Source organism: Patulibacter sp., assembly GCF_030655195.1.
Lineage (GTDB): Bacteria > Actinomycetota > Thermoleophilia > Solirubrobacterales > Solirubrobacteraceae > Patulibacter.
This window is the reverse complement of record NZ_JAURWA010000128.1, coordinates 1-25774: the sequence shown is the minus strand read 5'-3', so window position 1 is coordinate 25774 and position 25774 is coordinate 1. Positions and strand designations below refer to the sequence as shown.

Genomic DNA, 25774 nt, shown 5'->3' with positions numbered 1-25774 from the left:
CGGCCGCTGAAGTGAGATGTGGCACCTCCTACTCTCGGGTAGCATCGCGCCATGACCGACCAGCCCGTCCTCGTCGAGCGCCGCGACGCGGTGCTCCTCATCACCATCAACCGGCCCGATCAGCGCAACGCCGTCAACAAGGCCGTCTCGGACGCGATCGGAGCGGCGATCCGGCAGCTCGAGGACGACCCGGAGCTCATCGTCGGCATCCTCACCGGGGCCGGGAAGGGCTTCTCGGCCGGGATGGACCTGGCCGCGTTCGCCAAGGGCGAGCTGCCGTTCGACCCCGAGCGCGGCTTCGCCGGGATGGCGCAGCAGCGGCCCGCCAAGCCGGTCATCGCCGCCGTCGAGGGCTTCGCCGTCGCGGGCGGCCTCGAGATCGCGCTCTGTGCCGACCTGCTCGTCGCAGCGGAGGACGCGAAGCTCGGCATCCCCGAGGTCAAGCGCTCGCTCGTGGCCGCGGGTGGTGCGCTCAGACGCCTGCCGGAGCGCATCCCGATGGGGGTGGCGATGGAGATGGCGCTGACCGGCGACCCGATCACCGGGCGGCGCGGCTACGAGGTGGGGCTCGTCAACCGGGTCACGCCCGCGGGCGGCGCGCTGGACGCCGCGTTCGAGCTGGCCGCGAGGATCGTGCCGAACGGGCCGCTCGGTCTGGCGTCGTCCAAGCGCATCCTGCACGCCCAGGGCGACTGGGGCGAGCAGGAGTTCTGGGAGAAGCAGGGCGAGATCGCCGGCCCGGTGCTGTTCTCGGAGGACGCGCGCGAGGGCGCCATCGCGTTCAAGGAGCGGCGCGACCCGGTCTGGAAGGGGCGCTGAGACCGGGCCCCGCCCGTGTCGGCCCCGGGCCGCCGGGGCCGTGTCCCGGTGGCCGCGGGGTCTGAGGTAGCGTCGAGGCATGGACTTCGCACCCACCGACCGCTCCGCCGAGTACCAGGAGCGGCTGCGCTCGTTCATGGACGAGCGGGTCTACCCGGCCGAGGCCGTCTACCACGAGCAGATGCTCGCCTCGGGCGACCCGCACCACCAGCCGCAGATCCTCGAGGACCTGAAGACCGCCGCGCAGGACGCGGGTCTCTGGAACCTCTTCCACCCCCACGCGTCCGAGTGGGGGCCGGGCCTCACCAACGCGGAGTACGCCCCCCTGGCCGAGCTCATGGGCCGGGTCCACTTCGCGCCCGAGGTCTTCAACTGCAACGCGCCGGACACCGGCAACATGGAGGTCCTCGAGCTGTTCGGCTCGGAGGAGCACCGCGAGCGCTGGCTCAAGCCGCTGCTGCTCGGCGAGGTCCGCTCCGCCTTCGCGATGACCGAGCCCGACGTGGCGTCGTCGGACGCGACGAACATCTCGATGCGGATCGAGCGGGAGGGCGACGAGTACGTCCTCAACGGCCGCAAGTGGTGGACCAGCAACGCGCTGCACCAGAACTGCCAGGTCCTGATCGTCATGGGCAAGACCGCGCCCGACGCGGCGCCGCACAAGCAGCAGAGCATGCTCGTCGTGCCGATGGACACGCCCGGCGTCACCGTCGTCCGCGGTCTGCCGGTCTTCGGCTACATGGACCGCGAGGGCCACGCCGAGGTCCGCTTCGACGACGCGCGGGTGCCCGCCGACGCGATCCTCAAGGGGGAGGGCGAGGGCTTCGCGATCGCGCAGGCGCGCCTCGGACCCGGTCGCATCCACCACTGCATGCGCTCCATCGGCGCGGCCGAGCGGGCGCTCGAGCTCATGTGCACCCGCGCGCAGGAGCGGGTGACCTTCGGGCGGCCGGTCAGCGAGCGGGCGAACATCCAGGACTGGATCGCCGAGGCGCGGATCGACATCGAGATGATCCGGCTGCTGGCGATGAAGACCGCGTGGCTGATGGACACCGTCGGCAACAAGCACGCGAAGACGGAGATCGCGGCGATCAAGGTCGCCGCGCCGCAGATCGCGCAGAAGATCATCGACCGCGCGATCCAGGTCCACGGCGGCGGCGGGGTCTCCGACGACTTCCCGCTGGCGATGATGTGGGCGCACCAGCGCACGCTGCGCCTGGCCGACGGCCCGGACGAGGTCCACAAGCGCGCGATCGCCCGCACCGAGCTGCGGCGCCACCCGGCGGGCGCTGCGGACTGAGCGGACCGCGGGGCCTCAGTGCCCCGAGATCCGCTCGGCCAGGGCCGTGACCCGCGAGGGGCGGCCCGTCCGGCGCTCGATCTCCTGGCCCAGGCCGAGCAGGCCGTAGACGCCGCGGACGCCCGCCCAGCGCAAGGGCTCCGGCTCCCAGCGCGGCGGCCGGCCGCCGGGCGGCAGCACCCAGGGCAGCGCCGCGAGGTCCGAGCGGCGCCCGACGAGCAGGTCGCGCAGGGTGCGGCCGGCCAGGTTCGATGCGGCGACGCCCTCGCCGACGTAGCCGCCGGCGGAGGCCACCCCGGTCGCGCTGTCCGCCGTCACGAACGGGGTCCAGTCGCGGGCGACGCCGAGGACGCCGTGCCACGCGTCGTCGACGGCGACGTCCGTCAGCGCGGGCCCGAAGAGCCGGACGAGGCCGTCGCGCAGCGTCGCGACGGTCGACGCGGGCACCGGGCCCTCGCGGTCCGTCCGCGAGCCGTAGCGGTACGGCACGCCGCGCCCGCCGATGGCGATCCGGCCGTCGGCCGTGCGCTGGAGGTAGTGGTAGAGCGGGCCGGCGTCGAGGATCGTCTCCGCGCCGTCCCAGCCGACCTGCGCCCACCGCTCGGCGCCGAGCGGCTCGGTGACGATCATCGAGCTCGTGATCGGCGCGAGGGTGCGGCGCTCGCCGGGCAGCTCCGGGGTGTAGCCCTCCGTCGCGCGGACGACCCAGCGGGCGTGGACGTCCCCGTGGTCCGTGCGGGCGACGGCGGGGACGGTCCCGCGGATCGGCTCGATCGCGGTCACCGCCGTCCCCTCGACGATCGTCGCTCCGGCCCGCTCGACGGCGTCGGCCAGGCCCCGGGCCAGCGCTGCCGGCTGCACCCGCGCGCACGCCGGGTCGAACAGCGCGCCGACGGCGCCGGGGATCCGCACGCGTGCGGCGACCTCGTCCGGGCCGAGGAGCGCGTCCTCGCCCTCGTCCCACAGGCCGTCCCGGCGGGCGGCGTGCTCCAGCTCGCGCAGCCGATCGAGCTCCACGGCGGAGCGGGCGATGGTCAGCGTGCCGCCGACGAGCAGGTCGCAGGCGATGCCCTCGGCCTGCACCACCGACGCGATCTCGCCGACGGTCGACCGGATCGCGGCCCGCATGCGCCGGGCGCCCTCCGGGTCGCCGCGGCCCGTCCACGTCGACGGGTCGCCGGCCAGCGCGCCCTGCACCCAGCCGCCGTTGCGCCCCGACGCGCCGAAGCCGCAGACCTCGCGCTCCACGACGAGGACCTCGAGCTCCGGGTGCGTGCGCCGCAGCTCGTACGCGGTCCAGAGGCCCGTGTAGCCCCCGCCGACGATGCAGACGTCGACGCGTCGGTCGCCGTCCAGCGGCGGTCGGGCGGCGGGCATCCCGGCGTCGCCGCCGAGGGCCGAGAACCAATGCGACACGGAGGCGCTCATGGTCGGCCGGTGCCCGTTCCCTGCGCGCGCAGGCATGTGGTCTGATGGGATCGCGTGCCGTCGCCGTCGTCCCAGCAGACCGCCGTCGTCGTCCGGCACGCCGCGTGAGCCCGCAGCGCCCGGCCGGTCGGCCACCCCGCTGCGGCCGACCCGCGCTCGCCCGCCGGCTCGTGCCGGTGCTGGTGACCGCGGTGCTCGCCGTGGCCGCCCCGGCGGCGCTCGCCGGCTGCGGGGGAGGGGACGACTCCGTCGGCGACGCGACGCCCGACGCGCCGCAGACGACCCCGCTCCCCGCCGTCGACCTGCCCGACCCCGGCGAGGCGCGCACGATCCTGCTCGCCGGGCTGGACCGCCGGTTCGCGGACGGACCGAACGCCCGCACGCGCTCCGACACGATGCTGCTCGTCCGGCTGGACCCGCGGGCGAAGGCGACCGCGATGCTCTCCCTGCCCCGCGACCTGCGGGTCGAGGCGCTCGGGGGGCGCGACCGGGACAAGCTGAACCAGGCGTGGTTCCAGGGCGGGCAGCGCCGGCTGACCGAGATCGTCGGGACCGAGGTGCTCGGCACGGAGGACGACCCGTTCGAGATCGACGACGTCCTCTCCGTCCGCTTCGGGACCTTCGCGAAGATCGTCAACGCCCTGGGCTGCCTCTACGCCGACGTCGACCGGCGTTACCTCGTCCCACCGGGCGCCGGGCACGCCGAGATCGACCAGCCCGCGGGCTACGCGCGGCTGTGCGGCGAGGACGCCCTGGCCTACGTGCGCTACCGGATCGGGGACAGCGACTTCGTCCGCGAGGCGCGCCAGGCGAACTTCCTCACCGAGGCCCGCACGCAGATCGACCCGCTCGCGGTCCTCGACGGCGGGCTGCTGCCCCGGCTGGCGCGGCTGATCGGGAAGGACGCCGGGACGCGCGAGGGGCTCGCGGAGCTCGTGCGGCTCGCGGTCTACGTCGTCGGGCGCCCGACCGCGCGCGTCGAGATCGACGGGATCCGCGACGCGACCGACGGGTCGGGCGACGTGCTCGCCTCGGAGGCGGCGCTCCGACGGGCCCGCGACCGCTTCCTGGACCCGCGGCTGCCGGCGCAGAAGACCCCCGTGGAGGAGCGCACCGGGCGCCCCGCCGTGCTGCCCGGGCGCGGCCGACGGCTGCGGACGAGCAGCCCGTCCTCGCTCGTGCGCGACGTCGCCGGGGCCCGGGCGGTCGCCCGTCGGGTGGCCCGCGGCGCCGGGCGCCTCGCGGTCTTCGTCCCCGACCTGCGGCCCGGATCGGCGGGCTACGACCTCGCGGCCGGCCGCGGCTACCGGATCGCCGGACCGCGGGGCCGCGGCGGGTGGCCGGCCTACCGCGTCGTCGCCCGGACGGCGACCGGCCAGGCCTACGGCATCCAGGGCACGGGCTGGAAGGCCCCGCCCGCCCTGGACCTGGCGAGCGACGTCGTCCGCATCGGCGGCCGGACGTGGAGCGTCCAGTACGTCGGGCGCCGCGTGCACCGGCTGTTCTGGCGCGACCCGGACGGCGGCGGCACGTACTGGATCACCAACACCCTGACCGACGAGCTCGACGGCGCGGAGATGTACGCGATCGCCAAGAGCCTGCACCGCCGCTAGGAGAGAAGGCCGGGCCCCGCCCCGTGCGTCTCGGGTCGACACCGGGTCGGCCTGCGGCGCGGCACGGGGCACCCGGAGGGGGCGTCCGTGCCGCTGCGGGCTCACCCCTGGGCGCTCTGGTTGCCCGCGCGCAGCTCGTCGCCGACCGAGCCCGACGGCATCGCCTTGACCCGCGCGGTGGCCTCCGTCAGGACCTCGCCGAGGATGCCCGTCATCTCGTCGAAGATCGCCTGGTCGGCCACCAGCGGCGGGGACACCTGGATGACCGGCTCGCCGCGGTCGTCCGCGCGGCAGATCAGGCCGGCGTCGAAGAGGCGGTCGGAGAGGAAGTTCTGCAGCAGGTCCTTGCCCTCGGACGAGGAGAAGCCCTGCTTCGTGTCCTTGTCCTTGACGAGCTCGAGCGCGTAGAAGAACCCGGTCCCGCGCAGGTCGCCGACGATCGGCAGGTCGAGCAGCGGCTCGAGCGTGCGGCGGAACGCGTCCTGCTCGCGGTTCACGTGCCCGACGACGTCCAGGCGCTTCATGATCTCGATGTTCTTCAGCGCGATCGCGGCCTGGACCGGGTGCCCGCCGAAGGTGATGCCGTGCTTGAACATCTGCTCGTGGCCGTAGAACGGCTCGGCGACCTTGTCCGACACGAGCAGCGCGCCGATCGAGGCGTAGGCCGACGAGAGGCCCTTGGCGGACGTCAGGAGGTCGGGGCGGATGTCGTACTTCAGCGAGCCGAACCAGTCGCCGAGGCGCCCGAAGCCGGTGATGACCTCGTCGGCGCAGAGCAGGATCCCGTACTCGTCGCAGAGGGCCCGGACGCCCTGGAAGTAGCCCTTCGGCGGCGTGAACGCGCCACCGGAGTTCTGCACGGGCTCGAGGATGACCATCGCGATCGTCTCGGGGCCCTCGGAGAGGATCCGGTGCTCCATGTCGTCGAGCAGCATCGCGGTGAACTGCTCCTCCGTCTCGCCCTCGGGACGGTGGAAGCGGTCCGTGTTGCGGACGTGGGAGACCTGCGGGACGAGCGGCTCGAAGGGGTTGCGGATCGACTCGACGCCCGTGATCGACAGCGCGCCCATCGTGGTGCCGTGGTAGGCGACGTCGCGCCCGATGGCCTTCCAACGGCGCTCGCCGTTGAGCGCGTGGTACTGCCGGGCGATCTTCCACGCGGACTCGACGGACTCGGCGCCGCCCGAGGTGAAGAAGACGCGGTTGAAGTTCTCCGGCGCGAGCGACGCGACCTCCTCCGCGAGCTCGATCGCACGCGGGTGGGCGTAGTTCCAGTTCGTGTAGAAGGGCAGCTCGCGCATCTGGGCGGCCGCCGCCTCGCCGATCTCCTCGCCGTGCGAGTAGCCGATCTGCACGGCGAAGAGGCCGGCGAGGCCGTCGAGGAAGCGCTTGCCGTCGACGTCGGTCAGGTGGCAGCCGTCGCCCGAGACGATGATCGGCAGCGGCCGCTTCTCGAAGTCGGACATCTGCGTGAAATGCAGCCAGAGGTGGTCCTGCGCGGAACGGCGCAGCTCCGCGGCCCCGGCGTGGCTGGCCTTCTGCGTCGTGCTCATGCAACTGATATTGACATCAGTTAGCTCGAAATGCCAGTGGCGGGGAATTGCTACCGGTGGTACAACTCCGCCTACGGTCCCGTACCTACGACTCCGTAGGCACCTCGGCCGCCCTGTTCCCCAGCCGGATCGCCCGCACCATGAGCCCACTTCTCGCAAAGGCCGCCGCACGCTCCGAGGGCGGCGGCGCGCCACTGGACCAGATCGCGATCGTCGCGGCCGCCACGACCGGCGTCACGCTGCTGATGCTGCTCCTGATCGCCCGCTACCGCGCCGGTGGCGCCAAGCCGCTGCGCGCGCTCTCGGCGCTGGCGGAGCGCACGATCGGGATCCCCGGCTGGGCAGCGGTCCCCGGCATCTCCACCGTCGCGTTCGCCACGATCATCATCCTGGGCGCGACCTGGGACATCGGTCTGCACATCGACGTCGGCCGCGACGAGGGCCCGCTCGGCACGACGGCGCACTACCCGCTGCTCGTCGGCCTCTTCGGCGTCTTCCAGATGGGGCTGCTCGCCATCGGCATGGCGCCGAAGAACCCGGCGCGCTCGTCGCCGGTCGCTCTGCGGATCAGGGGGCTGTGGCCGCTTCCCGCAGGCGGCGTCCTGCTGCTGGCCGGCGGCGCGTTCGGCTTCGCCGCGTTCCCGCTCGACGACCTGTGGCACCGCACCTTCGGGCAGGACGTGACCCTCTGGGGCCCGACGCACCTGATGATCGTCGCCGGCACCGCCGTGGGCGGCACCGCCGGCGTCCTCCTGCTGGTCGAGGGCGCGCGCTCCGTCGGCCGCGAGCCGGCGAACGGGAAGAACGCGCTGATGCGCCCGCTGCCCGCGCTGCTGGCCGCGATCTTCCTCTACCTCTGGGCCGCGTCGCTGCACGAGTTCAACTGGGGCGTCCCGCAGTACCGGATGGTCTGGCACCCGCTCCTGCTCGCCCTGGGCGCCGGTCAGGCGCTCGTCCTGGCGCGGATCTGGGGCGGCCGCGGCTCGGCGCTCCTGGCGCTCGCCATCTGGGCACCGATGCAGGTCTTCATGTCGCTGATGATCGGCGGCCCGCTCGAGGTCACCGCGCCGGGCATGCCGCTGTTCGTGGTCGAGGTGCTGATCGTCGAGCTGCTCGCCATCCGGGGCGCCTGGCGCAGCCCCGTCCGCTTCGGCGCGGTCGCCGGCGTCCTGATCGGCACCGTCGGCTTCGCCTCGGAGTACGCCTGGACCCACGCGATCATGCCGATCCCGTGGACGCCCGCGATGCTGCCCGAGGGCGTCCCCGTCGCGATCCTCGCCGGGGTCGCCGGCGGTGTCCTCGGCGCCCTCATGGCGCAGGCGCTCCAGGGCACGCTGGCCCCGTCGCGCCGCGGCCCGGTCCTGCGTCGTCCGCTCGTCGTGGCGTCCGCCGCGGGCCTGCTCGTGATCGCCCTGGGCGTCAACGCGTTCCTCGCCACCACGCCGAAGGACGCGCGCGTGACGATGGCGCTCTCGAACCTGCGCCAGGCCGACGTGCCGGGGACGGGCGGCCCGCAGACCGTCGGCGACCTGCGCGTCTCGTTCTCGAACGTCGACACGGAGGACGCGATGTACGTCTCCGCGCTGGGCTGGCAGGGCAAGGGGCGGTACCTGGACGACCTGCGGCGCCAGGGCGACGGGTCGTACGTCTCGACCTCGCCGGTCCCGCTGACGGGGACCTGGAAGTCGTTCGTGCGCGTGCAGGAGGGCCGGACGATGCTGTCCGCCCCGATCCGCATGGCGGCCGATCCGGCCATCGCCTTCGGCGGCTTCCCGGCCCGCGCCCAGGTCACCCGCCCGATGGTCGCCGACCGCGCGCTGATGCAGATCGAGCGCAAGCCGGGCGTCGCGACGTGGCTCTGGACCGCGGCGACGCTGACCGTGCTGCTGTCGATCCTCCTGATGATCGTGCTGCTCGCGGCGATCGTCGTCCGCGTCGGGCGCATGCAGAAGGGCCCGCGGCGGGGGTCCGGTGGGGACGCGGCCCGCGCGGCCGACCCGGTCGCGCCGGGCCGGGCCGGGCGGCGGCACGTCGCGGCGGGCGCCGGCGCGGCGGACTGACGCCGGCAACGGGCCGGGCGGACGCACGACCGCGCCCGTTCGTGTCCCGGGCGCGGCGGCGGGTACGGGTCGGCCATGAGCTACGACGAGGATCCACCGACGCGTCGGCTGCCCATGCCGCCGCGGGAGCCCGGTCCCCCGCGGCCTCGCGAGCGCCAGGCGCAGCCCCCGGGCGCCGGTCCGCCGACCGGCGAGCGCCCGCTCGCCGCGGCTCCGGGCGATCCGCAGCTCTACGCCCTGGAGCAGCAGGTCCGCTCGCTGCGCACGTGGATGACGGCGCTGGCGGTCCTCGCCGTCGTGGCGCTCGGCGTCGCGGCGTGGGCGCTCGTGTCCGGTGGCGACGACGACTCCTCCTCCGGCGCCCGCACCCCGGCGGCGCTGCGCAAGAGCGTCGATCGGCTGGAGGACCGCGTCGCCGACCGCGCGACGAAGGGCGACGTCTCGGACCTGCAGGACGACATCACCGCGCTGCAGAAGTCGGTCGCCGCGGCAGGCTCCTCGTCCGGCGAGACGACCACCACCGAGGCGACGGAGGCCCCGGACACCAGCGGGCTCGAGAGTCAGCTGAGCGACCTGGCCACCCGGGTCGACGCCCTCGAGCAGGGGACGACGACGGACGACCCGACGGCGCCGTCCGACGGGACGACGCCGTAGCCCCACGGGGCCGCCGGCCCCGAGCGCTCAGGCGGCTCGGGACGGGGCCCGCCGGCGTCACCGGCTGGCGTCGCCCGACGTCGAGCCGGTGCCCGGGGACAGGCGGATGCGCCCGACGACCCCGGCGTTCTCGGGCGAGGTGTAGCTCTCGCCGTCCGAGGCGAACTCGAGCGCCCCGCCCTCTCGTGGGTCGTCCGCGGTGCGGGGGACGTCGAAGAGGAACGTCGCGCGCGCGGTGGCGCCCGGCTGCATGGGGAACGCGTCGGAGTCCAGGTAGTAGCCGTTGCGGGTGTCCGCACCGTAGCGGCGGCCGTTGATGACGAGGTCGGGCCGCAGGCCGGTCAGCGGCGCGTCCGAGGTGTTCTCGATCTTCACGCGCACGGCGACGAACGCGCCCTGGGCACGGACGCGGCGGGTCGTGCCGAAGCGCTTCGACGTCAGCGTCCGGCCGATCTTCTGGTCCAGCGAGCCCACGGTGGCCAGCGGCAGCTCCAGCGGGCCCTTCGCGTCCACGACCGTGACGGTCTGCTGCCGGTCGAGGCAGGTGCCCGTCTTCCCCGTGCCGCCGTCGGGGTCGATCCCGAGCTTGGAGCACGGGGTGTCCTCGGGCGCCAGCCGCACCTGGGCGACGGGCGTGCCGAGGGAGCCGACGATGCGGGCCACGCGCTGGAACTCGACGTCGTCGGACCCGATGCCGCGGAGCACGACGTTCTTGACGACCTTCTCGGTCCCGGTGGACGACGCGAACTCCCGCCGCCGCTTGAAGCTCTCCTCGTCGTTGGAGACGGTGATGAGGAAGCTGCCGTACCGCTGGCGGATCCTCGTGGAGTCCGTGCCACCGCTCGGCAGGCTGAGCGTGTCCGTCCCCTGCCCGGAGGAGCCCATCACCCGCAGGTCGATGCCGGCGAGCTCCTTGAAGCGCTGCTGGACGTCCTGCGTGGTGAACGCGGCGAACTCGTCGCCCCCACCGCCGCCCTCTCCGCCGTCGTCGCCGCCGCAGCCGGTGAACGCGACCGCGCTCAACGTGGCGACGATCGAGGCCTTCAGGAGGTGCTGCTTCACGGGACGCTCCGGGGAGTTCGCGACCCGCCCCGACGGCGGATCTGTCCCGCAGGACGGTAGTTGCGTCCGGCGTCCGCATCGTGAGAAACGATTGAGACCGTGGCGCGTCCCCGCTCGGATCCGGCCCCGCCGGGACCCCGGGGCCGTGCTGTGCGCGCGGCGCCGGCCGGCCGGGGCGCCCGCCGGGGCCCCGGGCCAGGCTCCGGGGCCGGCGCCGGCCGGTCAGTCGAGGCGGACCATCACGTGCTTGATCCGCGTGTACTCCTCGAGCGAGTACGCCGAGAGGTCCTTGCCGTAGCCCGACTCGCCGAAGCCGCCGTGGGGCATCTCGGAGAGATAGGGCATGTGGTCGTTGACCCAGACGCACCCGAAGTGCAGCTCGCGCGTGAACCGCATCGCGGCGCCGACGTCCCGGGTCCAGACGGACGCCGCGAGGCCGTAGACGGTGTCGTTGGCCCACTCGAGCGCCTGGTCGGCGTCGGCGGCCCGCTGGACCGAGACGACCGGACCGAAGACCTCGCGCTGCACGATCTCGCTGTCCTGCGCGGGGCCGGCGACCAGGGTCGGTGCGACGAAGAAGCCGCGGTCGCCGACGGCGCTGCCGCCGGTCAGGACCTGCGCCCCGGCGTCGGCGGCGCGGTCGACGAAGCCGAGGACCTTCTCGCGCTGCGGACCCGAGATGACCGGGCCGAGCTCGACGTCGTCCTGGTGCGGCCCGCCCGGGGAGCCGCCCGGCTCGCCGACGACGAGGCCCTGGAACGCGGGAACGAGGGCCTCGAGCAGCCGGTCGTGGACCCCCGGCGTGGCGATCACGCGGCAGGCTGCGGTGCAGTCCTGGCCGGCGTTGTAGAGCCCACCGACCTTGATGCCCTCGACCACGGCGTCGACGTCGGCGTCGTCGAGGACGACGACCGGGGCCTTGCCGCCCAGCTCGAGGTGGGTGATCGCCAGGCGCTCCGCGGCCGCGGCGGCGATCCGCCGGCCCGTCGCGACCGAGCCCGTGAGCGAGACCAGGCGGACCCGCCGGTCGTCGACGATCCCGGCGCCGACCGGCATGCCGTGGCCGGTGATGACGTTCAGGACGCCCGGGGGCAGGATGCCCGCGGCGATCTCGCCGAGGCGCACGGTGGTCAGCGGCGTGAGCTCCGACGGCTTCAGGACGATCGTGTTGCCGCCGGCCAGCGCCGGGCCGATCTTCCACATCGCCATCGGCAGCGGGTAGTTCCACGGGGTGATCTGTCCGACGACGCCGAGCGGCTCGCGGCGGATGATCGAGGTGTGCTCGCCCGAGTACTCGCCGGCGGCCTGCCCGTTCAGGGAGCGGGCCGCGCCGGCGAAGAACCGCAGGTGGTCCGAGCAGCTGCGGACCTCCTCCAGCGCGGCGGGTCGGGGCTTGCCCGCGTCGCGCGACTCGAGGTCGGCCAGCTCCGCCTCGTGGGCGTCGAGCGCGTCGGCGAGCGCCAGGATCGCGGTGGCGCGGTCCTTCGGCGTGGTGCGGCCCCAGGCCCGCGCCGCACCGGCGGCGGCGTCCACCGCGCGGAGCACGTCGGCCGGACCGCCGAGGGGCACACGGGCGATGACCTCCTCCGTCGCGGGGTCCAGGACGTCCTCGAGCTCGCCGGTGGTCGCGTCGACGACCTCGCCGCCGACGACGTTCTTCAGGGTCGTGACCTCGGTGGTGCTCATGCGGTGCTCCTCGGGGTCGGTGGGCGGTGCGGCTCCGCCCTCAGGCGGCGTGGCGGCTCGCGTCGAGCGCCTGCTGCACGGCCGGGACCAGGATCGCACCGGCGCGCACGTTGACGCCGGCGGCCAGACCGGGATCGGCGGTCAGGGCCGCGTCGATGCCGCGGTCCGCCAGCGCGCGGACGTACGGGAGCGTGGCGTTGGTCAGCGCACGCGTGGAGGTGTTGGGCACGCCGCCGGGCATGTTGGCCACGCAGTAGTGCAGGACGTCGTCGACGACGTAGGTCGGGTCGCCGTGCGTGGTCGGGGTCGAGGTCTCCGCGCAGCCGCCCTGGTCGATGGCGACGTCCACGATGACCGCCCTGGGGCGCATCGCGCCGAGCATCTCGCGGGTGATGAGCTTCGGCGCCGCGGCGCCGGCGACGAGGACCGCGCCGATGACGACGTCGGCGTGGGAGACCTCCTCGCGGAGGGTCAGCGGGTCGCTCATGAGGACCCTTGCGCGGCCGTCGAAGAGGAGCTCCAGCTCGGTCAGGCGCGCGATCGACCGCTCGAGGATCGTGACCTCCGCTCCCATCCCGACCGCGACGCGCGCGGCGTTGGTGCCCACGACACCGCCGCCGATGACCACGATCCGCGCCGGGGCGACGCCGGGGACGCCGCCGATCAGCACGCCGCGGCCGCCGAACGGGTCCTGCAGGAAGTACGCGCCGGCCTGCGCGGCCAGGCGGCCGGCGACCTCGCTCATCGGTGCGAGGAGGGGGAGGCCCTTCCCGGCGGGTCCTGTGACCGTCTCGTACGCGATGGCGGTGGTCCCCGACGCGACGAGCGCGTCGGTGAGCGCCGGGTCGGCGGCGAGGTGCAGGTACGTGAAGAGCGTGGCGTCGGGGTTCAGCGACGCGTACTCCGACGCGATCGGCTCCTTGACCTTCAGCAGCAGCTCGGCGTCGGACCAGACGCCGGCGGCGGTCTCGACGATCCGTGCGCCGGCGCCGACGTAGGCCTGGTCGGTGAACCCGGAGCCGAGGCCGGCGCCGGCCTGGACGAGCACGTCGTGGCCGGTGGCGGCCAGCTCGTGGGCGCCCGCCGGGGTGAGCGCGACGCGCTTCTCCGCGGGCTTGATCTCGGTGACGACGCCGACGCGCATCAGTGGCTCTTCTCGGACGGGGTGGGGCGGGGGACGGCCGGGGTGGCCGTGGAGGTGCGGGGGACGCCGGTGCTCACGAGGCGAGGCCCATGTGCTCGCCGGCGGCGGTCAGGACGACGCGCAGCGCGGCGACGATCTCGTCCAGCAGGGCGGCGTCGGCGATCAGCGGCGGGGCGATCTGCAGGACGCTGTCGCCGCGGTCGTCGGCGCGGGCGACGATGCCGGCCTCGCGCAGGGCGTGGGGGAGGAACCCGCGCAGCAGGTCGTCGCGCTCGGCCTGGTCGTACCGGGTGCCCTCCGCGTCCTTGACGAGCTCGACGGCCCAGAAGAAGCCCTTGCCGCGGACGTCGCCGACGATCGGCAGGTCCAGCAGGCTCTCGACGCCGGCCCGCAGGTGCGGCTCGAGCGCCCGGACGTTCTCGAGCACGCCGTCGCGCTCGAAGATCTCGATGTTCTTCAGGGCCGCGGCCGCCATGACGGGGTGGCCGCCGAAGGTGATCCCGTGGCGCAGGACGATCGACGGGTCGAAGAGCGCCTCCGCGACCTTGTCACCGACGAAGACGGCACCGCCGGGCACGTACGCGGAGGTGATGCCCTTGGCCGTCGTGACCATGTCCGGGACGACGTCCTCGTGCTCGATGCCGAGCCAGTTGCCCATCCGCCCGAAGCCGCAGATGACGGAGTCGGCGACGAGCAGGATGCCGTGCTCGTCGCAGATCTCGCGCAGGCCCTTCCAGTAGCCCGCCGGCGGGGTCAGGCAGCCGCCGGCGTTCTGCACGGGCTCGGCGATGATGACCGCGACCTCGTCGGCGCCGGCGGCGGTGATCGCCTCGCGGACCTCGTCCAGCAGACGGGCGCAGAACGCGGCCTCGTCGCCGGCGTCCTCCGCGCGGAACGCGTTGGTGTTCGAGACGTGGGTGACGTCGATGGGCGGCGTGCCGAAGCCGTCCTTGTAGCCCGGGACCCCGGTGAACGCGAGGGCCCCCAGCGTGACCCCGTGGTACGCGTTCTTGCGCGCGATCGCCTTGCGCCGCTGCGGTCGGCCGGTCGAGCGGAAGTACTCCAGCGCGATCTTCCACATCGACTCGACGGCCTCGGAGCCGCCGTTGGTGAAGAAGACGTGGTTGAGGTCGCCCGGCGCGCGCTGCGCGAGCGCCTCGGCCAGGCGGATCGACGCGGGGTGCGCGGTGTTCCAGTTCGTGTTGAACGGGAGCGTCGCCAGCTGCTGCCCGATCGCGGCGGTGAACTCCTCGCCGTAGGAGTAGCCGATCTGGGCGCAGTAGAGGCTCGACAGCGCGTCCACGTGACGCTTGCCCGTCGTGTCGAAGACGTACGGTCCCTCACCGCGCTCCAGGACGAGCAGCTCGTCGCGGGCCGCACCGGCCGTCGCGGGGCCCGGCTCGCCGACGGCGGGGTCCGCGGCCTCGGTGCCGTACGCCGCGGCCTGCTTGGTGAAGTGCAGGAGCAGGTGCTCGCGGGCTGCGCGCTGCAGCTCGTCGTGGCCAGAGGCCGTGGGGGTGGTGCTGGTGCTCGCCATCGGCGCGGCTCCTGGGGACGTGCGGGTGTCCTCCGAGCCTGACCACGGGCCTCGCCCGGGTCATGGAGCAGCCCGTCGAGACCTCCCCGGACCGGGCGGACGATCTGTCGCCGCTCAGTGCATCGCCAGCGGCGGTCCGCCCGTTCCGCCGGGTCCGCCGGGCCGCGACAGCAGGTCGGCGTCGAGGACCTGGGCGATCATGCCGCGGGCGCTGCCGTCCGCATCGCGCACCGCGGACGCGCGCACGTGGACGGCGACGGAGCGGCCGTCGGCGTGCAGCAGCCGCAGGTCCAGGGCGTAGCGGTCGCGCCGACCCGCGAGCAGGTCGTCGACGAGCGCCCGCTCGCCGGCGCGGTCGTCGGGGTGGGTGATCTCGCTGACGTGCCGCCCCGCGAGCGAGGCCTCGTCGCGCCCGAGCAGGCGACGCAGCGCATCGTTGACCCGCAGCCACTGCCCGGTCGGCGACAGCAGCGCCTGGCAGATCGGGGAGTGCTCGAAGGTCAGCTCGAAGACCTCCTGCAGCTCCGACAGCAGCATCTGGTCGCGACGCCGGTCGGTGACGTCGCGCGTGACGATCATGCCGCCCGCGATCTCGGACCCGGTGAGGACGGGGCCGCAGGTCGACTCGTAGAGCGCGGTCCCGTCGCCGCCGTCGATGTCGACCACCGTCGTCTCGCCGGCCAGCGCCGCCGGCAGGGCGTCGCGCAGCCGGTCCCAGCGCTCGGCGGCCAGGACCTCCACCACGGGCCGGTCGACGGTCTGCTCGGGCGTCCGGCCGTCCTCCGCGTGCGCGTGCCCCGTGACGGCGCGGACCCGCAGGTCCGCGTCGAAGACGAGGATCGAGACGTCGGTCATGGACTGCAGCGCGCCGGCCAGCACGTCGGCCGACGGGGTGGTCGCGACGTCCGCGGGACCGCCGGGGCCCGCGGCGCGCGCGGGGGCCGACCGGGGCGGGGGGACGAGGGTCGCGGCGGCCAGGGGGCCGGGGGGAGCGAGGACGGGAGGACGTGGCGCGGCGGTCCCGCCGGTCCCCGGGCGCGCGGCGGTCGGGCTCAGCACGACCAGGAAGCCCCCGTCCCGGAACGTGCACGAGACGAGGTTGCGGTGGAGCACGCGCCGCAGCTCGGACGCGAGCGGGACCGGCCGGGAGACGACGACCGCCAGGCGCAGCTCGCCACCGTCGTGGGCGGTCGTCGTGGCGCTGCGGACGCCGCCGATCCGTCCGAGGGTCGCGACGAGCGCCGCGGCGTGCTCGGCCGTCCGGACCGGCCGCAGCGCGACGGCGACCTCGCCGCGGGTGAGCCCTGCGGCACCGAAGTCGGGCAGGCCGGGGCCGCGGCGCCCGCCGTCGGGCGACCCGTCGCTCATCCGGCCGGGACGGGGGCGGGGGACGGACGCGGGGTGGTGCGGATCACGCGACGCACGACCCACCCATCGTAGGCGAGCCGACGCCGGCGGGCAACGGACTCAGCGCGTCAAGGCGCCGAGCCGGCGGACGTCGTCCAGGGCGGGGTCGCCGTTCTTCTCGCCCAGCACCTGCAGGCAGACGTGATCGGCACCCGCGGCGTGGTGCTCGGCCACCCGCGCCCCGATCGCCTCCTCGTCGCCGATGACGACGAGGGCGTCGACGAGGCGGTCGCTGAGGTCCCCCTGGGTCTCGTCCTCCGTGAAGCCCAGGCGCAGCCAGGCGTTGCGGTAGTTCGGCAGGCCCTTGTACATCTCGAGGTGGACGCGCGCACGACGCAGGCCGTCCGCCCGGTCCGTCGTCAGCACCGCGCCCTGCTCGACCGCGAGCGTCCGGTCGGGTCCGAGCGCCTCACGGGCCTGCTGCGTGTGCTCGACGGTCACGAGGTAGGGATGGGCGCCCTGGGCGCGGTCCCGGGCGAGCTCGAGCATCTTCGGCCCCAGGGCGGCGAGCAGGACGGGCGGTCCGGGCTGCCGGGACTCCGGGGTGCCCTTGGGCGCGGCGTCCATCGCGTCGAGGTACGCGCGCATGGTCTTGAGCGGCTTGCCGTACTCCTTGCGCATCATCCCCTCGACCAGCGGCGCGTGGCTGACGCCGAGTCCCAGGACGAAGCGCCCGGGGTGCAGCGCCGCGATCGTGCGGGCGCCGGCGACCGTCGCGGCGGCGTCGCGCATGTAGAGGTTCGCGATGCCGGTCGCGGCGACGAGGCGCTCCGTCGCGCCGAGCAGGACGAGCGCCTGGGTGAGCGTCTCGCGGGCTCCGGGGGCCTCGCCCCACCAGAGCGTGCCGAAGCCGAGCTCCTCGATCTCGGCCGCGACCTCGCGCAGCCGGCCCAGCTCGATGCCTCCGAGGCCGCCGGACCAGAGGCCGACGCGGCCGAGGTCGACGTCCTGGGTGGCGGGGGCGTTGTCGGTGCTCGTGCTCATGGGGGCTCCTCGAGGTCGGGACCCCGACCCTAGGGGGCCGGGGTGGGCGGCCCGACCGGGCGGGACGTCGCGGGCGAGGGTCGCGCGGGAGCGGGGCGCCCGGTCGGGCGCCCCGGGGCCCGCGCGGGCGCGGCCTCACTCCTCGGACGCGGCGGCCTCGGCGTCGTCGACGAGACCCGGGAGCTCGCGCCGGAGGGCGACGATCTCGGCGTGCAGGCGCTCGACCGCCGCCGTGGTCCGGGGGTCCGTCCCGGGCTCCTCCCAGGCGGGGCTCTCCGGATCGGGCGTGCCGCCGGGGCCGGGCGAGCTCATCGCCGGGTCCCCCGGTCGCGAGGGGCCCGGTCGGGGAACGCCTGCCGGGACGATCGGGACGCGTCGCTGCGCTTCATGCCTCCGGGAACGCGGGCGGAGCCCGATCGGATGCCGGATCGCGGCACCCGTCAGTCGGGGCGGGCCCGGCAGTCGTCGTCCACCGTCGTCCGGCCCTCGGGCTCCGGTCTGCTCCCGAGCAGCCGCTGCGCCCGCGCCATCAGGGTCCGGGCCTCGTTGCAGTGGTCGGCCGCCGCGGACGAGAGCTGCTCGATCTCGCGCGCGCCGGGGCCACCGAGGGGGCGGGCCATGACCTCGGCGAGGGCGTCGAGCCGGCCGAGCAGCCCCTGGAGGTGGCGTACGACGAGGTCGAGCTCCTCCGCGCCGTGGACGCCGGTCGGCAGCGCCTGCAGCCGACGGGTCTGCTCGGAGATCGTCGGGCGGGCGTCGCGCGTCAGCCAGACCGCGAAGACCTCGACGAAGCTCGCGACGGACTGCCCGGGGTCCCGGGCCGGTGGGCCTGGACGGTGCTCTTCGCTCATGGTGTCCGATCTCGACGGGGGAGGCCTGCCTTCTACCGCACACCACCCGTCCATCCGCGCCGGACGCCCGGACTCGGCAAATGTACGGGCGCCGGTGGGCCTCCGGCGGCCGCCGTGCGGTGCAACCGAGGCGTCCCGTCCCGGTTGGCCCCCGTCGCGGCCCGGCTCCGTCCCGGCGCCGCTCAGCGCCCGGGGTCGGTCACGTGCGGCAGCGCGCGCAGCGCGAGGTGCAGCGTCAGCGTCTGCTCGGGGTCGGCGAGGTCGACGTCGAGCAGCTCCTCGATGCGGGCGAGGCGGTTGTAGAGGGCCTGCCGGTTGAGGTGCAGGGCCCGTGCGGCCTCCGCCTTGCGCCAGCCCCCCGCGCACAGCGCCTCGAGCGTCGGCAGCAGCTGGTGCTTGCGGCGCAGGTCGTGCTCGAGGACGGGACCGAGGCGCCGCTGGACGAACGCCTGCAGCTCGCGGTCGTCGCGCCAGCGCCAGAGCAGGCGCTGCAGCTCGAGCGACCGCACGTCGAACCAATCCGCCGGCGGCAGGGCGACGGCGCTGGCCGCGGTCTCCGACGCCAGCCGCAGCGCGGGCCCGGCGTCGCGCCACGCCGTGGGGGAGCCGACGGCGATCCGGGTGACCCCGTCGCCGAGCCGCCGGGCGACGGCGGTCCGCAGGGCCCGGGCGACGGTGTCGGCGACCCCGGACCGTCCCTCGGGATCGCGCAGGCCGACGAGCGCCAGCAGCTGGCCGGGACGCTCGCGCTGGCCGGCGAGGACGGCGAGACCGTGCGACTCAAGCTCGACCGCGAGGTCGCGCAGGACGAGGCTCCACGACGCCGCGGCGGCCGGCGCACCGGTCTCGGCGGCGATCGGCAGCAGGTGCCCGCTCGCGGTCCGGAACCCGATCGACCCCGCCTGCCGCTCGGCGTGCGCGGCGGTGGTGCGGCCCTCGGCCAGGTCGACGAGGAAGTTGCCGCGCTCGCGGGCGATCAGCTCCTCCTCCTGCCTGGCGCGCAGCAGGGCGAGCGCGACGATGCCGGCGGCCCGCTGCAGCGCGACGCCGGCGATCTCGTCGAGCGGGCCGGCGACCGGGAGGGCCAGCAGCCGGCCGTCGCCGCCGTGCCCGGCCAGCGGCACCGGCTCCGCCAGGCCCGCCCGCCACGGCGCGCGCCCCGACGGGCGGCTCGAGGCCTTCCACGCGTCGAGCGCGTCGACGTCGTCCCCCGCCGTGCCGGCGTGGTAGAGCAGGCGCCCCTCCCCGTCCTCGAGGAACACGGGGTTGCCGACGATCTCCGCCGTCGCGCGCAGGACCTCGGGGATCCCGTGACCGTCGAGCAGCAGCTTGGTCAGCGTCCCCTGCACGTCGTCGCCGCGCCGGAGCAGCGCGTACTGCGCGTTGACGATCTCGGTGTGGATCGCCTCCGTCACGGTGATGAACGGCACCTCGCGGTTCAGCGCGACGAGCACGAGCTCGTGCTGGCGGGCCGCCTGCACGAGCGGGCCGGGGAGCTCCGCGAACGTCGGCCCGAGCTCGATCACCAGCGCCGCCAGGCCCAGCTCGGCCAGGCCGGCGACGAACCGTCGTTGGTCGACCGCCTTGCGGCCGATGCCCATCCCGGTGGTCAGGAGCAGCTCGCCGCCGCGCAGCTGCGAGGCCATGTACGCGACCTCGCCGGCGTGGACCCAGCGGATCGGCCGCGAGAGGTGGTCGGCGCCGGAGACGACGTCCGGCAGGCCGCGGCGGAGCACGGGCAGGGCGAGGGCGTCGGCGACCGTGATCCGCGGCGTGGGGGCGGCGAGCGGCCGGTACGGCTCGACCTCCGGGAGCGCCGGCAGGCGCGGGGAGACGGGCGGGTCCACGAGCGTCACCCGACCGATGATGGCCCTTCGGGCGCCGACGGGCAACACCGGACCGTCCATCCGTTGGCCGCGGACGCCGGACAGGGTGTCGACCGCCGGAGGGGTCAGCGTCGTCCGAGCGCCCTGCCGTAGGCGGCGGCGTGGGCCTCGTGGTTGCGCCCGGCGACGCGCCGGCGCTCGGCGAGGCGCTCGGCGGCGGGCGGCGCGGGCGGGGCGTCGAGCACGCGGTCCAGGGCCGCGGCGACGGTGCCGGGACGTCCGGGGTCGAACGTCCGCAGCGCCCAGGGCTCGCGGTGCTGGTCGGCGATCGCCCCGACGTCCGGGGCGAGCACCGGCGTGCCGAGGTCCCAGCACAGCTCGAGCCAGCCGGAGTGGGTGCCGTGGGCGTAGGGCAGGACGGAGACGTCGAGGCCGGCGAGCTCCGCGGCGAGCCCGTCGTCGTCCGGGCGGGGGCGGCGGACGTGGTCCACCGGCAGGCCGCGGAGGCGCTCGTGCAGGTCGAGCAGGACGGGGTGCGCGGCGGTGCCGGGGGCGACCTCGTCGTTGACCACGAGACGCAGCCGTCCGCCGCGCGCCGCGACCGCCTCGGCGAGCTCGGCGATCCACGCCCCGGGCCGCACGTTCGCGCGCAGTCCGCGGAGGTGGACGCCGACGACCGGCCCGGCGGCGCGCGGGCGACCCCCGCGAGCGGGCCCGTCGGCCCCCGTCCCGGCCGCGGGCCGCAGCTCGTCGGCCCCCGTGCCGGCCGTGCGCCGCAGCTCGTCCGCCCGTGCGAACCACGCGTCGGGGGCCAGCTGCGGGTGCGGGACGACGGTCGCGGTGCGGCCGCAGCGCTCCAGCACGGTCGCCGCGGCCCGGTCGGTCAGGGTGAGCAGCTCGTCCGCGGCGCCGAGCAGCGCGTCGAGCTGTCGGCGGTGGTGCGCCTGGTCCTGCAGCTGCGGGTGCTCGAGGTCGTGGACCGTGTGGACCAGCGGCGTGCCGAGCTCGCGCAGGGCCGCGAGCGCCGCCTCCAGCGCGCCCGGCGGCAGGCTCTCGGTGCCGAAGTGGACGTGGACCAGGTCGAACGTCCCTGCCGCGCCGCGCAGCCATGCGGGCGTCAGGACCTGCGGCGGCCACCACCGGTCCGCCGGCGCCCCGGGGACGGGGGGATCGGGGAGCAGCACGTGGCCCGGGGGCAGCACGGACCGCACGTAGGGGTGGCCGGCGGGGACGGCCGCGATCCGGACGGGCGCGGGTGCGGGTGCGGGCCGGCCGACGGGCGCGGGTCGGCCGGAGGGCGCGGGTCGGCCGTCGGGGTGCGGGACGGGTGCCGGGGCACGAGCGCCGTCGCCGAGGGGGCCGGGTCGCGGGTCCACTAGATTCGCCCGACTTGGTGCGACCCGAAGATGCCGCCCGACGTCGCCACTACGGGCGATTCTACGAGCTCGACCCACCGCCCGGCGGTGACCGGCCGCTGCTCGTGGTCCACGGCAACTGCCAGGCCGAGGCGCTCCGCGTCGTCCTCGAGGCGTCGGACCCGTCGCTGGACGCCGTCCGCGTCCCGCCGGTGCACGAGCTCGAGGCCGACGATCTGCCGTACCTGGACCGCCTGCTCGCCCGGACCGACCTGCTCGTCGCCCAGCCCGTCCGCGACGATTGGCGCGACCTGCCCGTGGGCACCGCCCAGGTCCATGCGCGTGCCCCGCGGGCCCGCCTCGTCGTCGTGCCCGTCATCCGCCACACCGGCCTGCACCCGTGGGGCGCGCTGGTCCGCACCCCGTGGATGGGCGACCCGCCGACCGTCCCGTACCACGACCTCCGCACGATCCTGGCCGTCGCCCGGGGCACCGGGCGCCGGCCCGTCGGGCACCTGCGGCCCGCCGGGTTCCGCGCCGTCGCGGGACGGTCGCTGGACGAGCTGCGTCGCCGCGAGGAGCGTCACGGGGCCGTCCCCGCGAGCGACCTCGTCGAGGCCGCCGGCGCCGGCGCGATGCTCACGATCAACCACCCCGGCAACCCGGTCCTCGTCCCGCTGGCCGGTCGGGTGCTCGAGGCGTGCGGGCTCTCCGCCGTCGCCCGCGATCCCGGCCGGACGCTCCTGGCCTCCGTGCGGGCGCCGATCCGCCCCGAGGTCCTCGACGCGCTGGGCCTCGACCCGGCGGCGGCCGACGCCGCGTGGGGCGCCCGGCAGGCCCCGCCCCCCGACGGCCACCGGGCCGGAGGGGACACGTGGGACGTCGGCGGCACCCGGATCGACGACGACGCGGTCGCCCGGGAGCAGGCCGCCTGGTACGCCGAGCGCGGCCCCGTCGTCGCCGCGGCGCTGGAGCGCTACGCCCCCGCGATCGAGGCGCTGGGGCTGTGAGCGTCCACCCCGTCGTCGTCGGCGACCCCACGCACGGGGTCGCGCTGCTGGCCCTGCAGCTCTCCGACGGCCTCCCGCGCACGACGCTGCCCGCACTCCTGGACCCCGCCGGGGCGCGGGCGGCCCGGGCGCTGCTGCCCGCACCCGACCGCGCCCCGGCGCTGCACCTGCACCTCAACGACGACCTGCTCGGACCCACCCCGGCCGCCACGCTCTCCGCGCTGGCCGACGGTCGCCGCCTGGCGATCACCCTGCACGACGTCCCGCAGCCCGGCGAGGGCGACGCGCGGCTGGCCCGACGCCTGGCCGTCTACCGGGAGCTCGCCGCGACGGCCGACCTCGTGGTCGTCAGCAGCGAGCACGAGCGGGCGGGGATGCGGGGGGCGGGGGCGTCCTGCGGCGCCGTCCTCCCGCTGCCGATCGATGCGCGTCGCGTCCCCGCCGACCCGCGGGACGACGCGACGGTCGGCGTCCTCGGGTGGATCCACCCCGGCAAGGGCCACGCGGCCGTCGCCGACGCGCTCGCCGCCCTGGACCGGCCCGCCACGCTCGTCGCGCTCGGTGGCGTCGCCCGTGGACACGAGGGTCTCGACCGCGAGCTGGCCGCCCGGTGCGCGCGGCAGGGGGTCGGGTTCCGGTGCACGGGGTACCTCGCGGAGATGGAACAGTTGCGCGAGGCGGCGCGTGTCGCCGTGCCGGTGAGTCCGCACCGGCACGTGTCGGCGTCGGGATCGATCGGGTCGTGGCTCTCCGCGAGTCGAAGGCCGCTCGTCGTCGACGGCGGCTACGCCCGCGAGGTCGACGCCCGCAACCCCGGCGCGCTCGCGCTGACCGACGACCTGCCCGCGGGGCTGCGCGCCGCCCTCGCCGATCCCGCATCGACCGTGCTGCGCCCCGGCGTGCGGGTCGGACCGACCACCGCCGAGGCGGCCGTCGCCCAGACGGCGCTGCTGGACCGCTGGGCGCGGACGCGGGGGACGACGGCATGAGCCTGCGCGCGACCGTCGTCATCCCGTACTTCGAGGACCAGCGGCTGCTGGACCTGGTCCTCCGGGCGCTCGAGCTGCAGACGCTGCCGGCCGAGGCGTTCGAGGTGATCGTCGCCGACGACGGCTCGGCCACCGCCCCCGAGGCCGGCGAGCGCCCCTACGCCGTCTCCGTCGTGCGCCAGGAGGATCTCGGCTGCCGGCCGGGGGTGGCCCGCAACCTGGGGTCGCGGATCGGCACCGGCGAGACCCTCGTCTGGCTCGACGGCGACACGGTGCCCGAGCCCGCCTACCTCGAGGAGCTGCTGCGCGTCTGCGACGGCCGGCGCCTCACGGTGGGCCGGCGGCTGCACGCCGACCTCAGCACGACGACGCCCGACGAGCTCGCCTCGTGGCTGACGACGGGCGAGCCCGCACCCGAGCGACTGCCCGAGCCCGCCTGGCTGGCGGAGGGCTACGCGGTCTCCGACGATCTCGCCCGGAGCGACCTGCGCTCGTACCGGTACATCATCAGCGCGGTGCTGGCCTGTCCCAGGTGGCTGTTCGAACGGGTCGGGGGCTTCGCCGAGCAGATCAACGGCTACGGCGGCGAGGACTGGGAGTTCGCCCGCCGCTGCTGGCTGGCCGGCGCCGAGTTCGCGCACGCTCCGAAGGCGCTGGCCTGGCACGACGGACCCGACCTCGGTGGCCGCTTCGAGGACGTCGGCGCGGTCAAGGACGGCGAGACGCTGCGCATCGCCGGACTGCTCACCGACCCGCACCTGCGTGGTCGGGGCCTGCTCTGGACCTACCCGCGCTTCGTCGTCCGCTTCGCGATGGGGAAGGACGTCCGCGAGGCCCGCCGCCTGGCCTGCGCCGAGGGCCTGCTGCGCACGGGCGACGTCGGGATCTGGCTCGGCACCGACGCGGCCACCGCCTCCCCGGACCCCCGCCTGCACCGCGGCCTCCCGGGACCGGAGATCCTCGGCCGTGCCGAGCTGGTCGTCGACGTCCACGCGCCGGTCCAGACGGACGGCACGACCCTCGAGACCTGGCAGGCCCTCGCGCCGGCCCGCGGCGCCTCGGTCACCGTCCGCTCCCCGCGGGACATCGCGCTGGACCTGCCGTGCGCCGAGCTCGACGAGCCGCCGGTGCTTCCGGTGGACCTGCAGCTCGAGCGCTGGTTCGACCGGCGCTGAGGCGGGGTCGACCGTCGGCCCATCGGACGTCGGTCGACCGCCACGGACTGGGGGTGACAGGCGCCAGGTCCTGCGGGATAGTGGCCCATGGCCCAGAGCACGACGATCGCCCCGGTCCGCGATGCGCCGCTCGCGGACGACGTCGAGGACGTCCGCGTCGGCGAGGTCGCCGCGTGGATCCTGCGGCCCGAGGAGCCGCCGAGGACCGCGGTCCTGATGGCGCACGGGTTCTCGATGACCCGCCACGACGGCCTGCTGCCCTACGCCCGGGCCCTGCGCGACGCCGGCCACCTGGTCGTCGCCTTCGACCACCGCCACCTCGGCGACTCCGGCGGGGAGCGCCGCCAGCGGTTCCGCCCGGCCGAGCAGCGCGCGGACTGGCTGGCCGTCGCCGACCGCCTGCGCCGTGCGGAGCCCGCGCTCGCCGGCCGGATCGTCCTCTGGGGCTTCTCGTTCAGCGGCGGCCACGTCGTGCGGCTGGCCCGCGAGATGCCCGGCGTCGTCGCGTCGCTGGTCCTCTGCCCGTTCCTCGACGGCTTCGCGCGCGTCCTCTCGACGCCGCTGTCGACGTCGGCGTGGATCCTCCCGCAGGCCCTCGCCGACCTCGCGGGCAGCCACCGCACGATCCCCGTGACCGGTCCTCCCGGCTCGCGCGGCGCCATGACGCTGCCGGGCGAGGCCGAGGGCTTCGCCGCCTCGGCCGCCGCCAGTCCCTTCGGCTCGCCGTGGCAGGACGCGATCAGCCCGGGCGTCTTCGCCACGGTCGCGATGCACCGGCCCAACCGGCACGCGGCCCGGATCACGACGCCGATCTGGGTCGGCTTGGGCGAGCGCGACGTCTCGGTCTCCAACGCCGCCGTCCGGGAGCTCGCCCGCAAGGCCCCGCGCGGCGAGCTGCACACCTACGACGTCGACCACTTCGAGCCGTTCTACGACCCGGAGGCGATCCGCACGATCTCCGCCGACCAGGTCGCGTTCCTCGAGCGGGTGCTGCCGAAGGACTGAACCGGACCGGCGCGCCGGCCGCGGGACGGGGCCCGGGAGTGGGGGTGCGTCGGTCGCGTGCCACCTGTCGGCACAGGATCGTCCCCACCCGTCGGGGAGGAGGGGTCGGCCGAGGGGTGCGGTCGGACCCGTGCCACCTGCCGGCACCGGATCGTCCGGACCCGTCGGGGAGGAGTGGTCGGCCCGGGGGGGTGTGGTCGATCGCGTGCCACCTGTCGGCACCCGATCGTCCGGACCCCCCCCGCTGCGGCGGCCACCGGCCGGCGCTCGCCCGGCGGGGCCCGCCGCAGCCCCGTCCTCCGCCCGCCCGCCCGTC

21 protein-coding genes are annotated in these 25774 nt (G+C 75.6%); 9 read left to right on the top strand and 12 right to left on the bottom strand.

The window, feature by feature from the left end; translation table 11 throughout:
• Positions 1-51 precede the first annotated feature (51 nt).
• Both Q7T67_RS14210 and Q7T67_RS14205 read left to right on the top strand, forming a co-directional pair.
• The gene (locus tag Q7T67_RS14210; protein WP_304790796.1) at positions 52-819 is read left to right on the top strand and encodes a crotonase/enoyl-CoA hydratase family protein; all 768 of its coding nucleotides are present in this window, start codon (positions 52-54) and stop codon (positions 817-819) included.
• Between the two features lie 79 nt (positions 820-898).
• Positions 899-2119, top strand: coding sequence for an acyl-CoA dehydrogenase family protein (locus Q7T67_RS14205; protein WP_304790792.1), 1221 nt, complete (start codon positions 899-901; stop codon positions 2117-2119).
• A 15-nt stretch (positions 2120-2134) separates the two neighbouring features.
• On the opposite strand, the gene Q7T67_RS14200 is transcribed toward Q7T67_RS14205, so the two are convergent.
• Positions 2135-3547 carry an FAD-binding oxidoreductase gene (locus tag Q7T67_RS14200; RefSeq protein WP_304790789.1) on the bottom strand — a complete coding sequence of 471 codons (1413 nt, stop codon included), beginning with the start codon at positions 3545-3547 and terminating at the stop codon, positions 2135-2137.
• A 104-nt stretch (positions 3548-3651) separates the two neighbouring features.
• On the opposite strand from Q7T67_RS14200, the gene Q7T67_RS14195 reads away from it, so the two are divergent.
• The gene (locus Q7T67_RS14195; protein WP_304790786.1) at positions 3652-5160 is read left to right on the top strand and encodes an LCP family protein; all 1509 of its coding nucleotides are present in this window, start codon (positions 3652-3654) and stop codon (positions 5158-5160) included.
• Between the two features lie 101 nt (positions 5161-5261).
• On the opposite strand, the gene Q7T67_RS14190 is transcribed toward Q7T67_RS14195, so the two are convergent.
• The gene (locus Q7T67_RS14190) at positions 5262-6713 is read right to left on the bottom strand and encodes an aspartate aminotransferase family protein (protein WP_304790783.1); all 1452 of its coding nucleotides are present in this window, start codon (positions 6711-6713) and stop codon (positions 5262-5264) included.
• 140 nt (positions 6714-6853) lie between these two features.
• On the opposite strand from Q7T67_RS14190, the gene Q7T67_RS14185 reads away from it, so the two are divergent.
• Positions 6854-8773 carry a hypothetical protein gene (locus Q7T67_RS14185; protein ID WP_304790781.1) on the top strand — a complete coding sequence of 640 codons (1920 nt, stop codon included), beginning with the start codon at positions 6854-6856 and terminating at the stop codon, positions 8771-8773.
• Positions 8774-8848: 75 nt separating this feature from the next.
• Positions 8849-9427 carry a hypothetical protein gene (locus Q7T67_RS14180; RefSeq protein ID WP_304790778.1) on the top strand — a complete coding sequence of 193 codons (579 nt, stop codon included), beginning with the start codon at positions 8849-8851 and terminating at the stop codon, positions 9425-9427.
• 57 nt (positions 9428-9484) lie between these two features.
• Here the strand turns inward: Q7T67_RS14180 and Q7T67_RS14175 are convergent, their stop codons facing one another.
• The 10 genes from Q7T67_RS14175 to Q7T67_RS14130 all read right to left on the bottom strand — a co-directional run bounded on the left by Q7T67_RS14175 (position 9485) and on the right by Q7T67_RS14130 (position 21126).
• Entirely contained in the window at positions 9485-10489 is a 1005-nt protein-coding gene (locus Q7T67_RS14175; RefSeq protein WP_304790774.1) for a hypothetical protein, read from the bottom strand.
• 222 nt (positions 10490-10711) lie between these two features.
• The gene (locus tag Q7T67_RS14170) at positions 10712-12175 is read right to left on the bottom strand and encodes an aminobutyraldehyde dehydrogenase (protein WP_304790771.1); all 1464 of its coding nucleotides are present in this window, start codon (positions 12173-12175) and stop codon (positions 10712-10714) included.
• 40 nt (positions 12176-12215) lie between these two features.
• Entirely contained in the window at positions 12216-13319 is a 1104-nt protein-coding gene (gene ald, locus Q7T67_RS14165; protein ID WP_304790768.1) for an alanine dehydrogenase, read from the bottom strand.
• Between the two features lie 73 nt (positions 13320-13392).
• On the bottom strand, positions 13393-14856 hold the full coding sequence (locus Q7T67_RS14160) for an aminotransferase class III-fold pyridoxal phosphate-dependent enzyme (protein ID WP_304790766.1): 1464 nt from the start codon (positions 14854-14856) through the stop codon (positions 13393-13395).
• A 114-nt stretch (positions 14857-14970) separates the two neighbouring features.
• Entirely contained in the window at positions 14971-16224 is a 1254-nt protein-coding gene (locus tag Q7T67_RS14155) for a PAS domain-containing protein (RefSeq protein ID WP_304790763.1), read from the bottom strand.
• Between the two features lie 99 nt (positions 16225-16323).
• Entirely contained in the window at positions 16324-17247 is a 924-nt protein-coding gene (locus Q7T67_RS14150) for an LLM class F420-dependent oxidoreductase (RefSeq protein ID WP_304790761.1), read from the bottom strand.
• A 135-nt stretch (positions 17248-17382) separates the two neighbouring features.
• Entirely contained in the window at positions 17383-17559 is a 177-nt protein-coding gene (locus Q7T67_RS14145; protein WP_304790758.1) for a hypothetical protein, read from the bottom strand.
• Positions 17560-17687: 128 nt separating this feature from the next.
• Positions 17688-18098 carry a hypothetical protein gene (locus Q7T67_RS14140; RefSeq protein ID WP_304790755.1) on the bottom strand — a complete coding sequence of 137 codons (411 nt, stop codon included), beginning with the start codon at positions 18096-18098 and terminating at the stop codon, positions 17688-17690.
• A gap of 182 nt (positions 18099-18280) precedes the next feature.
• Positions 18281-19954 (bottom strand): PucR family transcriptional regulator, encoded by a 1674-nt coding sequence (locus tag Q7T67_RS14135; protein ID WP_304790752.1) that lies wholly within the window; start codon positions 19952-19954, stop codon positions 18281-18283.
• A gap of 95 nt (positions 19955-20049) precedes the next feature.
• Complete coding sequence (locus tag Q7T67_RS14130; protein WP_304790749.1) at positions 20050-21126, bottom strand: glycosyltransferase; 1077 nt, start codon at positions 21124-21126, stop codon at positions 20050-20052.
• A gap of 191 nt (positions 21127-21317) precedes the next feature.
• On the opposite strand from Q7T67_RS14130, the gene Q7T67_RS14125 reads away from it, so the two are divergent.
• The 4 genes from Q7T67_RS14125 (at position 21318) to Q7T67_RS14110 (ending at position 25458) form a co-directional block, all read left to right on the top strand.
• Entirely contained in the window at positions 21318-22289 is a 972-nt protein-coding gene (locus Q7T67_RS14125; protein ID WP_304790854.1) for a WcbI family polysaccharide biosynthesis putative acetyltransferase, read from the top strand.
• Positions 22286-23278 (top strand): hypothetical protein, encoded by a 993-nt coding sequence (locus Q7T67_RS14120; RefSeq protein WP_304790746.1) that lies wholly within the window; start codon positions 22286-22288, stop codon positions 23276-23278. The genes Q7T67_RS14125 and Q7T67_RS14120 overlap by 4 nt, the downstream gene beginning before the upstream one ends.
• Entirely contained in the window at positions 23275-24453 is a 1179-nt protein-coding gene (locus Q7T67_RS14115) for a glycosyltransferase (RefSeq protein WP_304790743.1), read from the top strand. Before Q7T67_RS14120 ends, Q7T67_RS14115 begins: the two co-directional genes overlap by 4 nt.
• A gap of 87 nt (positions 24454-24540) precedes the next feature.
• Positions 24541-25458 (top strand): alpha/beta hydrolase, encoded by a 918-nt coding sequence (locus tag Q7T67_RS14110; protein WP_304790740.1) that lies wholly within the window; start codon positions 24541-24543, stop codon positions 25456-25458.
• Positions 25459-25774 lie beyond the last annotated feature (316 nt).

Excerpts from the sequence above, each read along its gene's own strand:
- Q7T67_RS14210 (WP_304790796.1), top strand. The coding sequence starts at position 52 with ATGACCGACCAGCCCGTCCTCGTCGAGCGCCGCGACGCGGTGCTCCTC.
- Q7T67_RS14205 (WP_304790792.1), top strand. The coding sequence starts at position 899 with ATGGACTTCGCACCCACCGACCGCTCCGCCGAGTACCAGGAGCGGCTG.
- Q7T67_RS14200 (WP_304790789.1), bottom strand. The coding sequence starts at position 3,547 with ATGAGCGCCTCCGTGTCGCATTGGTTCTCGGCCCTCGGCGGCGACGCC.
- Q7T67_RS14190 (WP_304790783.1), bottom strand. The coding sequence starts at position 6,713 with ATGAGCACGACGCAGAAGGCCAGCCACGCCGGGGCCGCGGAGCTGCGC.
- Q7T67_RS14185 (WP_304790781.1), top strand. The coding sequence starts at position 6,854 with ATGAGCCCACTTCTCGCAAAGGCCGCCGCACGCTCCGAGGGCGGCGGC.
- Q7T67_RS14180 (WP_304790778.1), top strand. The coding sequence starts at position 8,849 with ATGAGCTACGACGAGGATCCACCGACGCGTCGGCTGCCCATGCCGCCG.
- Q7T67_RS14170 (WP_304790771.1), bottom strand. The coding sequence starts at position 12,175 with ATGAGCACCACCGAGGTCACGACCCTGAAGAACGTCGTCGGCGGCGAG.
- ald (WP_304790768.1), bottom strand. The coding sequence starts at position 13,319 with ATGCGCGTCGGCGTCGTCACCGAGATCAAGCCCGCGGAGAAGCGCGTC.
- Q7T67_RS14160 (WP_304790766.1), bottom strand. The coding sequence starts at position 14,856 with ATGGCGAGCACCAGCACCACCCCCACGGCCTCTGGCCACGACGAGCTG.
- Q7T67_RS14155 (WP_304790763.1), bottom strand. The coding sequence starts at position 16,224 with ATGAGCGACGGGTCGCCCGACGGCGGGCGCCGCGGCCCCGGCCTGCCC.
- Q7T67_RS14150 (WP_304790761.1), bottom strand. The coding sequence starts at position 17,247 with ATGAGCACGAGCACCGACAACGCCCCCGCCACCCAGGACGTCGACCTC.
- Q7T67_RS14145 (WP_304790758.1), bottom strand. The coding sequence starts at position 17,559 with ATGAGCTCGCCCGGCCCCGGCGGCACGCCCGATCCGGAGAGCCCCGCC.
- Q7T67_RS14140 (WP_304790755.1), bottom strand. The coding sequence starts at position 18,098 with ATGAGCGAAGAGCACCGTCCAGGCCCACCGGCCCGGGACCCCGGGCAG.
- Q7T67_RS14115 (WP_304790743.1), top strand. The coding sequence starts at position 23,275 with ATGAGCCTGCGCGCGACCGTCGTCATCCCGTACTTCGAGGACCAGCGG.
- Q7T67_RS14110 (WP_304790740.1), top strand. The coding sequence starts at position 24,541 with ATGGCCCAGAGCACGACGATCGCCCCGGTCCGCGATGCGCCGCTCGCG.